The 10,635-nt window shown below is 35.9% G+C and carries 10 protein-coding genes; 7 read left to right on the top strand and 3 right to left on the bottom strand.

Going from position 1 to position 10,635, the window contains the following annotated elements:
• Window positions 1-436: 436 nt before the first annotated feature.
• Complete coding sequence (locus BM350_RS25455) at window positions 437-919, bottom strand: HEAT repeat domain-containing protein (protein ID WP_139207792.1); 483 nt, start codon at window positions 917-919, stop codon at window positions 437-439.
• Between the two features lie 210 nt (window positions 920-1,129).
• Between BM350_RS25455 and BM350_RS25450 the strand changes: the two genes are divergently transcribed.
• From BM350_RS25450 to BM350_RS25440, 3 genes are all read left to right on the top strand, one after another.
• The gene (locus tag BM350_RS25450; RefSeq protein ID WP_090920610.1) at window positions 1,130-1,909 is read left to right on the top strand and encodes an alpha/beta fold hydrolase; all 780 of its coding nucleotides are present in this window, start codon (window positions 1,130-1,132) and stop codon (window positions 1,907-1,909) included.
• 478 nt (window positions 1,910-2,387) lie between these two features.
• Window positions 2,388-2,624, top strand: coding sequence for a hypothetical protein (locus tag BM350_RS25445; RefSeq protein ID WP_090920608.1), 237 nt, complete (start codon window positions 2,388-2,390; stop codon window positions 2,622-2,624).
• 335 nt (window positions 2,625-2,959) lie between these two features.
• Window positions 2,960-4,126 (top strand): oxalate decarboxylase family bicupin, encoded by a 1,167-nt coding sequence (locus tag BM350_RS25440; RefSeq protein ID WP_090920606.1) that lies wholly within the window; start codon window positions 2,960-2,962, stop codon window positions 4,124-4,126.
• A gap of 310 nt (window positions 4,127-4,436) precedes the next feature.
• Here BM350_RS25440 and BM350_RS25435 read toward each other — a convergent pair whose 3' ends face one another.
• Together BM350_RS25435 and BM350_RS25430 are read right to left on the bottom strand one after the other, a co-directional pair.
• On the bottom strand, window positions 4,437-4,952 hold the full coding sequence (locus BM350_RS25435; protein ID WP_090920603.1) for a DUF6141 family protein: 516 nt from the start codon (window positions 4,950-4,952) through the stop codon (window positions 4,437-4,439).
• A gap of 963 nt (window positions 4,953-5,915) precedes the next feature.
• Window positions 5,916-6,752 carry an alpha/beta fold hydrolase gene (locus BM350_RS25430; RefSeq protein ID WP_090920600.1) on the bottom strand — a complete coding sequence of 279 codons (837 nt, stop codon included), beginning with the start codon at window positions 6,750-6,752 and terminating at the stop codon, window positions 5,916-5,918.
• 688 nt (window positions 6,753-7,440) lie between these two features.
• On the opposite strand from BM350_RS25430, the gene ycaC reads away from it, so the two are divergent.
• From ycaC to BM350_RS25410, 4 genes are all read left to right on the top strand, one after another.
• On the top strand, window positions 7,441-8,085 hold the full coding sequence (ycaC, locus tag BM350_RS25425) for an isochorismate family cysteine hydrolase YcaC (RefSeq protein WP_090948331.1): 645 nt from the start codon (window positions 7,441-7,443) through the stop codon (window positions 8,083-8,085).
• Window positions 8,086-8,284: 199 nt separating this feature from the next.
• Entirely contained in the window at window positions 8,285-8,929 is a 645-nt protein-coding gene (locus BM350_RS25420; protein WP_090948329.1) for a hydrolase, read from the top strand.
• Window positions 8,926-9,519 carry an antibiotic biosynthesis monooxygenase gene (locus tag BM350_RS25415; RefSeq protein ID WP_090948327.1) on the top strand — a complete coding sequence of 198 codons (594 nt, stop codon included), beginning with the start codon at window positions 8,926-8,928 and terminating at the stop codon, window positions 9,517-9,519. The genes BM350_RS25420 and BM350_RS25415 overlap by 4 nt, the downstream gene beginning before the upstream one ends.
• Before the next feature lie 13 nt (window positions 9,520-9,532).
• On the top strand, window positions 9,533-10,635 hold a 1,103-nt coding region (locus tag BM350_RS25410), incomplete at its 3' end, for an amidohydrolase family protein (RefSeq protein WP_139232936.1).

The raw sequence follows: 10,635 nt of genomic DNA, 5'->3' as shown, positions 1-10,635 counted from the left end.
ACAATGGAGCAGAATCCTATTATGCCGCCAGGGGGTTTCGTGGCTCGCTAAGGGTTTAAATTTTGCAAAGACAGCTAAATTTGAATTTGAGGATGGATCAGTAGGGAAGAGTTTTAATTTTATTTTTCAACTATCGGGCACAATTCTGTAGCAAGAATTGTACCCGATTTTTATGTATTGGACTACTATGTTGAATAAGAGCTAAAAAGCTAGAATAGGTTTGCATTTATGAAATAGAAGTATGAAAAACTGTAAAAATAATTCATTTTGTTAAGGATTATAGTACATAAAACTAATAGCTTCCGAACATACCTCAATCTTTTTAATAAATTTTTATAATAATCTTCTTCTTTCAAATAGCTCAGGCCTATATGGACAGCTCCTTTACATAAAATTCGTTAGCGGAAGTAAGTATTTAGTTTATTTAACATTAGTATTAGTTGAAAAAGGACTTCCATTTCGTTGCTATTTTTAGTAAAGCATCAATACTTCGGTTAGAATAAGGATCTTTACCCTCTTGCCATTCAAGTTTACGTCTAATTTCATAACCTGTTATCTTTTCTAATGCCAAATGTCTTTTTCCAACAATACCAATTCTTTTATGACGAACATCCTTTTCTAATCCATCAATTAAAGGTTTAATGAATTGTTTGTTTCCTATTTTTGCGGCTAACTGACAGGCATTATAACGAATATCAGTATGTTCATCGTTTATTAAAATACTAACAATTTGCGATAATTCTTCCCAAAAGTTTGGACATAAGTTAAGTGCATAGATTCCTCTCATTCTCACATTAGGAGAGTTATCTGTTAGACAAAGTAATATATCTGAGCTTCTTATAAATGATGGTTGTGTTGAAAGAACAATAATAGCAGCTGTTCTAACTTTATATGAAGGATGGAATAACAATTTTTGCACACTGCTAATAGCTTCGTTAGGTATTTTCTCAGGTAAAAAAGATAAAAGAATATCAATGACCTCTTGGTTTTCTAAGCTAATTTTCTCTAACTTCTCTGGTAAAGCCCGTCCTGTTTCGATTCTTTGGCCTATAACTTGAATTGGTACTCATTTATATTAACCAAAATGAATATCTATTATTGAAACTATATTAACTAGGGAGGAATCTTCATGGGATACTTTGTTACCGTAGAGTCAGGTGTGAATTTATATGTAGAAGATATTAACCCCGGGGGAAATAAGACCATCGTATTTTTACATGGCTGGCCGTTAAGCCATAAACAGTTTGAATATCAGTTTAATGTTCTTCCTGCTATGGGCTATCGCTGTATTGGTATAGACTGGAGGGGATTTGGCAATTCGGATAAACCAATGAGCGGCTATACTTTTAATAGACTTGCAGATGATATCCGCACAGTAGTTGGTACACTTCAAATAAACAATTTTACTCTTGTGGGTCACTCTACCGGTGGGTCTATCGCAATTCGATATATGTCTCGTCACAATGGTTTTAGGGTATCAAAGCTTGTTCTTATTGATGCGGCCGCTCCAATTGGATTTACCGCAGAAACTGCTAATAACTACCTTAAAGAAACCTTAAATGATCGGCCTAAAATGATGCAGGACGTAACAGATGGCTTTTTCTTTCAATATATAACTAAACCATTTTCGGACTGGTTTTTGCAAATGGGGCTACAAGCAGCAAGTTGGTCGACAGCTGCTATTATAACTACATTAAGAGATGAGAAGCTACATGCGGATCTTCCGAAAATTAATGTTCCTACTTTAATCGTTCACGGCATTCATGACAAAGTTATTCCATTTGTACAAGCTCAGGAACTAAATGAAAAGATAAGAAATTCACAGCTTGTTCCGTTTCAATATAGTGGTCATGGCCTTTTCTGGGAAGAACGCGAGAAATTTAACCAACTATTGGCACAATTTATTTAGTTAAAAATTTGACCTTGATTCGATTACTGAACAGAATAAAAGACCATCCGATACATTAGTCCGTGATTGAGGAACCATAAATGGTCGTTTAAGGGACTTCATTGGGTTCTAATAAAGCTAATTGAAATACGGTCAAAAATCATTACCAAAACTCATTACCAAAAACAAAGTCCCATATCAACTTCAAAATATTGTTTATGGAACTCTCTTAACGTACGGTGTAACTTAGTTTTTTGCCTTAAAAATTCCTTAGCGTACGAAATTCGCGTTTGGTTGGCGGAACCCTTAAATATGGTTGTGCACGGGTCAGTACATTACATCAAGATCTTAAATTCTAATCAGGGTTTTTAATTAAAATATTGGTATGAAGGGCTTTCTGAGATTTGGTACTGCTGATAATGTTACGTTATGTTAACCAAACATGTATAGAATACGAATTTCCTATATATGGTAAACTCCTTTTGTAAGGGGGATGTATATGGAAAAAGATACAGACGTAATTAAAGAGTTACGGGAACTAAATCAAAAAGTTGCTCATCTTGAAAAAATACTTGAAGAAACAAAATATGATACAAGAAAAACAGCTAAAAAGGTAGGACCTGTTCGTACCTTTACAGAAGCTGTAATATCTTTGCTGTTTGGTTTATTTATCGTTGGACCAGTTATAGTATTAGTTATAACAGCTATTATGTATGTTCTTGCATGGATAGGATAAAAAATATAAAACCTTTTTAAAAGATAAGTTAAATTATTTCTAGATTATTTAACTTCCGCTAACAATAACTATGTGTACGAAAAGTCCCTTCAGAAGAAAATCTGAAGGGGCTTTTTCTAGGTTTCTAGATAGATTGACTGCTGATAAGTGGGGTTATGTAAACCTTACATGAAAAGGTTATATATCGTCATTTCTTCGTTTCTCCCTTCATTTTGTATATTTGCATACCAAACCTGTTTATATCATATATTGATACAAGCAATCATATGTATCGTACATAAATCAATAATTAAGGTAGTATACTATCATATTGTAATGAGAGAGGAGAATGCTTTATGGAATCACGATTTCCGAAGAAAACTGGGTATAGAAATATACCACATCCTATAAGAGATGATGGCGCTGGTGCAACCGATCTTGGCCCTCGGGACGTCATGCGGGATATTGAAAATCCTGATATGCTAGTTCCGCCAGCCACTGATGCGGGATTGATTCCTAACTTAAAGTTCTCTTTCTCCGACACACATATGCAATTAAATCATGGCGGTTGGTCCCGGGAAGTGACAAGAAGAGAACTACCAATTGCGACAACTCTTGCAGGCGTTAATATGCGTCTGACACCAGGTGGTGTGCGAGAGTTACACTGGCATCAACAAGTAGAGTGGGCTTATATGATTTTAGGTGGGGCACGTATTACAGTGGTTGACCAGAATGGGCAGAACTTTATAGCCGATGTCGAGGCAGGTGATTTATGGTATTTCCCCCCCGGAATTCCACATTCAATTCAAGGACTAGAGGAAGGCTGTGAGTTTCTTCTCGTCTTCGATGATGGCAATTTCTCGGATCTCAACACCCTATCTATCTCAGATTGGTTCGCGCACACACCAAAAGATGTATTGGCGAAGAATTTCGGTGTATCGGAAAACGCCTTTGTCCATATCCCAACACATCAACGATATATTTTCCAAGAACAGGTACCCGGGCCCCTGGAAAGCCAGAAAGTACCGGATCCTTACGGTACTGTGCCAGAGAGCTTTACATATAAACTACTTTCACAAAAGCCGATAGTAACCCCAGGTGGAACTGTACGAATAGTTGATTCTACAAATTTTCCTATTTCAACTAATATCGCAGCAGCACTGGTTGAAATTAAACCCGGCGGAATGAGGGAAATGCATTGGCACCCGAATAACGATGAGTGGCAATATTACCTCACAGGTATGGGTCGCATGACTGTGATGGGAAGTAATGGTAATGCTCGCACATTCAATTACCGTGCTGGTGATGTAGGATACGTACCGTTTGCTTTCGGACACTATATTGAAAACACCGGTGACGAAAGCCTTTGGTTTCTAGAGATGTTCAAGAGTGACCGCTTCGCTGATGTGTCATTAAATCAGTGGATGGCATTAACTCCCCATGAGTTGGTTCAGGACAATTTGCATGTAGGAACCGAGCTGATGGACGTGCTGCGAAAACAAAAATGGCCTGTCGTCAAATAGATAATGTGTCTTCTGTTGTTAATTATTCATTCATCTTTGGATAACAATAATTATGTAAAACTTAACTCCTCTTTTCGGGGGATGGCCAAAACATCTATATATTTTTTTACAAGAAATAATAAAAAAGGCTTATTCCTTTTAAGGAAATCAAGCCTTTTTATTATTTAGTGTAGCTTTGGAATAAAGATTGATTAAATAATATCCCTCAATCCTTATCTAACAGCAACTTCAAAAACTCCATTTCGAAAAAAGTTTGATCATTTTAATAAGCCTTATTCTGCAAACGCGCCAGTTTGTTGAAGATTAATTTTCATTTTGCTTTTTGTGCCGAGTCCAATGCTTTTTTTAATTCGTCCGGTTTTTGAGTGCCGATTACCACTGTGTTATATTTCAACTTTAACTCTATACCTTTCTTTCCATTCATGTTATAGGCTTTTTCACCCTTAAGGTTAAAACGAATTCCCCATCCTCCGAATCGTTTTAGTGGACTGTAAGTAATGCTTTCATAGTGACGTATATTTTTGAAAAGGTACTGCTTATATTGAAAATGAAAAGGAACAAAACGAACATAAAGACCTTTTTCACGGACCTCAATGATCAGTTTCAATACCCCAAGCATTAATACAGGAAAGGCAATCCCAAAAAACAACCACAAAACAATTAATACACCATTGGGAGCTGGTTTATCTCCAAACGGGGTATCAAGGATAATTTGTTGAATGAATCCATACCACATCAGTGTGGCGATCCCAAATATGAGTATCCATACCCAAATTTGTTGTGGTCGCTGAACCTCACGAAAGATAACGTGTTCTTGTTGTTTCATTACTAATTGTCACCTCCTAAATGGTTTATTTATTTGATTTAATTTCAAGATATTTTCTTCAACAATCTGGTCCTTTAATGGAGCAACTTTATTATCACTTAATAAGTTCTTAATCCACAAGAAAAACCGAAATCCCTTCTTTATAGAGATAGGAAATTCCGGTTCATCTTTTTTATAAACAGTTCAACTTTATTTCAAAGTCACATTTAGACTCACACAAATGATCTGTACATCAATTTAACTTTGATAAACAGATCATTTATATGATGATAATTCATTGCAAAAAAGTAAAGTTTACGCAAAAGCTTTTAGAAATTCTTGAACAAATGGAATGATTCCACCTAAAAATTTTAAAATTGACATTACGGCTGCCATAATAATTCCTCCTTTATATTTTTCTGAATATTACGAACTTTATAAGTTCATTGTATTATAAAAATAATAATATTAAAATATGTTTTTTGGATTTTTAAGGAAGTTTTTTAGAATACCCCTGTATCTTAGAGATTAGGTACGGAAACGATTCTAAATGTGAGGGGGACATTCTTAAGTTGATATATAAGGTGACCCCTAATAGGGATAGCACAGAGGTCCATATGTTAAGTATTAAGCACTCGAAATGGTGCTTTTTCTTTACAAAAAATCAGCCCCGCGTATATTCCCTTATATATTGTGTTTCTTGTTGCTCTTCACATTATTCCATTCCTTCCAGACTGTGCCCCATTTTTACATGTATCTCGGCTGAACCCCATGCCCATCAACCTAAGATTTTGAATTATCCCCAAAACAAAAATTTTATCCTTTCATAGTTTTCCATAAAAGTTCAGTTCATTTTTTTCGTTTTGGGGAAGAATGTATTTCTTAACTTGATAGCGCTACTCTTTTTGGAAAACCCCTAATCGATAAATTCGTGTTATTATTTTTGATATTGCTGTTGAACCGCCTCCGGTAGTTCCTTAAAGATTAGTCTTTTAAAAATGTTAATAATGCCTCATTAAATTCTTTTGCATGAGTTGCGTTTAATCCATGAGGACCACCCTGTATTAAAGCGAGTTTACTACCAGGAATGGAATCATATGTACGTTTTCCACTTAATTCAAAAGGTACAGTTGCATCAGAGTCACCGTGAATAATAAGAGTAGGTATATTAAACTTCTCCAAATCTTTTCTAAAATCTGTCTTACTAAAGGCGGTAATACAATCAAGCGTTCCTTTAGGTGATGCACTGGCTGCAATATCCCAATTATATAAACGAAATGGCTCACTAACTAAATCTGTTCGATTACCAGCCGCGAAAAATCCCTTTGTAAATTCATCAAGAAATGCAAGGCGGTCATTTATCACACCACTTTTGAATTCTTCAATTGCTGCATCATCAAATACCCCATCAGGATGATCCTCTGATTTGTATAGATACGGAGGAACTGCTCCAGCAAAAACAGCCTTTTCAATACGATCTGTTCCATACGTACTAATGTATCGAGCTACCTCACCTCCGCCCATAGAAAAACCTATAAGCGTGACATTTTGAAGATCTAAATGTTCTAATAGTTGATGTAAATCAGAAGTAAAGGTATCATATTCATATCCTTCCCACGGCTGAGATGACTTTCCAAAGCCTCGACGATCATATGTTATAACTCTGTATCCAGCCTCAACAAGAGCGGGAACTTGGTATTCCCAAGATCGGCCACTTAACGGCCAACCATGAATTAGTACAACTGGTTTTCCTATACCATGATCCTCATAATATATCTCAATTGGTGCTTGATTTTCGGTTCCTACAGTAATTTTTGCCATTCTTCGCCCTCCAATATAGACAATCTTTCCACCAAATACTGTAAATATAGATTCGATACGCTTGATTTATTAATCCGAGACTCGGAAGTAATTAGCAGAAATTATGGATAAATCTGCATATTTTCTCTTTTTGATTTGACCTTGTATTTCTTTTTCTGTAGAGAATCATGCATTTCCTGCTGTATACATACAAAGAGCTTGTTCTCAATTCAATCGGTTGGAAATTGGATGTAAACAACTTTAAAGATAAATTCTCATTGTTACTAATCTTTCGTAAGTTATCTCGAATTCGAGATTAATTGTAATATAGTCAAAATATTACGTCAATAATTCATTTAAGTTTTATTAAATTACTAATTTATTATTTCTCAACATGAGAAGTATGGAATTGTAAGAAACAAATTGTTAATATATAGATATCTCAATTGCGTTATTTCTAATAATAAAAAAGAGTTTGTGTTTTGACACAAACTCTTTTTTATTAGAATTTAGACACATTCTACATGGTGAGTCTTGTCATCTTACAGCAATAGAGAATAAAAACCTTGTTCTAATCCTAAGTTTATGGATAAATTTATATTAACGATCAATTTATTTATAAACTAATCGTAACAAACGAAGAAATTTATGATACTATTCCATTTTTTAAACTTTCTTCGATTACTTAATTTTTTAGGAGGAATACATAATGTCTGATCTCTATTCTCGTATTAACAAAGATGATGCTGTTGTTCTTTTAGTGGATCATCAAACTGGTCTTATGTCCGGACTAGTACGTGACTATGGTGTTGATGAATTCAAGAACAATGTTTTAGCTCTCGCTCAAACTGCTAAGTTTTTTGATTTACCAGTTATTTTAACAACAAGCTTTGAACATGGACCTAACGGACCTTTAATGCAAGAATTGGTTGATCTCTTTCCTCACGCACCAAAAATAGCTCGACCTGGACAAATTAACGCATGGGATAATGATGATTTTGTAAAAGCAATCGAAGAAACTGGAAAAAAACAACTTATCATCGCGGGCGTAGTTACAGATGTTTGCGTTGCTTTCCCGGCACTTTCTGCTATAAAAGCTGGGTATGAAGTATTTGCTGTTACTGATGCTTCAGGAACTTTTAGTAAACAAGTTGCAGATGCTGCCAATACTCGTATGGCATATAGTGGCGTGCAGCTTATGAACTGGTTTAGCGTAGCTTGCGAATTACAACGCGATTGGCGCAACGATGTCGAAGGTTTTGGCAATCTGCTTGCTAGTAATCTTCCAGGCTATCAAAATATAATCGGAAGCTATATGGGAGCTCAGCGAGATCTTAGTAAACAAAATGCATAAATGTATTCCAAAGAAATAGCTTTAAATCACTTTTTAAAAAGTGGATAGTATAAATTTAGCGCTGATTAAATCAGCGCTCTCTTTGAAATTAAAAAGTATAGCAAAGCTTTTATTTTTACGATTACAGTTTTAATTAACAGAAAATACATTACTTTTAAAAAACTCAATTTGAAACAATTAAAAAAAGGAGCGTTTTATTATGAGTAATTTAGAATTGTTAAATCCGGAGAACAGTGCATTAATTTTGATTGATTTTCAGCCTCAAATGACTTTTGGAGTTGCAAGTATTGACAGACAAACATTGATTAATAACGTTATGCTGCTTGCTAAATCAGCAAAAACTTTTAACGTACCTACTATTCTTACTACAGTTGAAACACGCAGCTTTTCTGGTTATTTTTGGCCACAAATTCTTGATATATTCCCAAACCATGAAATTATAGAACGTAGTTCAATGAACTCTTGGGAAGATTCAAAATTTGTTGAGGCAGTTAAGGCAACAGGTAGAAAGAAATTGATATTTGCAGCACTTTGGACTGAAGTTTGCCTTGCATTCCCTGTGCTTGAAGCAATTAAAGCTGGCTATGAAGTTTATGCAGTTGATGATGCTTCAGGTGGTACTAGTTTGACAGCACATAACGCTGCTATGCGTCGTGTAGAACAAGCTGGTGCAATTCCAGTGACAGCAATCCAAGTTTTACTTGAATACCAACGTGACTGGGCACGCAAAGACACTTATGATGCTGTTATGGAAATTGTAAAAGAACACACTGGCGCTTATGGTCAAGGCGTAGAATACGCATATACTATGGTGCATGGCGCGCTTCCAAGCAGGAAATTATGAACCAAGAAAGAGTGACTGTCGGAGAAACTCATACAGGGAACACAATGGATGTTAGCGGTCCAGTAACAACGATTGTTACATGGGAAATTCAAGAAGGTAGAGAAAAACAGTTTGAAACATGGAGACATGAAATCGAAGCTGCTGCTACTAAATTCCCAGGGCATTTAGGCGTAAATTTAATAGTCCCCAATAACGGATCCAGAGAGTATACTGTTATTTTTCGCTTTGATACGTATGAGCATCTACGTTCTTGGCAAGAATCAGATATTCGTCAAGATTTGTTAAAAAAGGCAGAACAATTTCAAGCAACTAATCCAACTTACAAAACTGAAAACAGTTTGGCTTATTGGTTTGTTACTCCGAAAACGCCAGTTCCACCGCCAAAATGGAAAATGTCTATTGTTACGGTTCTTGGTGTATGGCCTCTTAGTATGTTGGTGCCTAAAGTAATAGGACCTATTATAAAAAATATGAATCCTACTATATCAGCTTTTTTTGTTTCTATATGTATAGTTTCCTTGCTATCATGGGTAGTCATGCCGATTCTCGGTAAAATATTTCATCCATGGTTACAGAATAATAGGAAGTAGATGAGGTGTAAATATGAATTTGCCGGATATGATCTTATATAACGGAAAAATCACTACCCTTGACCCATCTCAACCTGAGGTATCAGCTATCGCCATAACTGATGGTTTAGTCACGGCAGTAGGTGGAGATGAGCTTCTTGATAGTGCCACAGAAAAAACCAAAAAAATAGATCTTAAAAGAAAGAGAGCTATTCCGGGTTTGAATGACTCTCATATACACGTTATTCGTGGTGGTCTACATTATAATATGGAATTGCGTTGGGAAGGTGTACCATCACTTGCTATTGCTCTGGAAATGCTTAGAGAGCAGGCAAGACGTACACCTGCTCCTCAGTGGGTAAGAGTAGTTGGAGGATGGTCTGAATTTCAATTTAAAGAGCGAAGGATGCCAACTTTGGAAGAAATTAATGCTGTTTCTGAAGACACACCTGTCTTTGTGCTACATCTTTACGATAGAGCACTTGTAAATCGTGCAGGGCTGCGTGCACTGGGATACACAAAAGATACCCCAGACCCTCCGGGCTGTTTAATTGACCGGGATAAACGAGGTAATCCAACGGGTCTTTTAATTGCTAATCCTAACGCTTCTATTCTTTATTCAAGTTTGGGGAGAGCTCCAGTACTTAATTTTGACGACCAGATTAACTCAACTCGCCATTTTATGCGCGAATTAAATAGATTAGGTATCACAAGTGCCATTGATGCAGGTGGTGGATTCCAAAATTATCCTGATGATTACAAAGTTGTTGAACATTTAGCCGAGAAGAATCAATTAACTTTGCGTATTGCGTATAATCTATTTACGCAAAATCCAAATCATGAATATGAAGACTTTGCTTCATGGGCAAAAATTGTTTCTCCGGGTCAAGGAAATGATAAGTATAAAATGAATGGTGCCGGAGAAATGTTAGTATTCTCGGCAGCCGATTTTGAAAAATTTCAAATGCCGCGGCCCGAACTAGCTACGGTGATGGAAGCTGACTTAAAGAAAGTAATTTCTCTATTGGTGGAAAACCGTTGGCCATTCCGTTTACATGCAACTTATGACGAGTCAATAACACGTTTCTTAAATGTTTTTGAGGAAGTCAACAGAGAAATTCCTTTTAATGGTCTACG

It is taken from the genome of Bacillus sp. 103mf (genome assembly GCF_900116295.1).
GTDB lineage: Bacteria > Bacillota > Bacilli > Bacillales > Bacillaceae_G > Bacillus_A > Bacillus_A bruguierae.
This window is presented reverse-complemented; position numbering and strand designations above follow the sequence as displayed.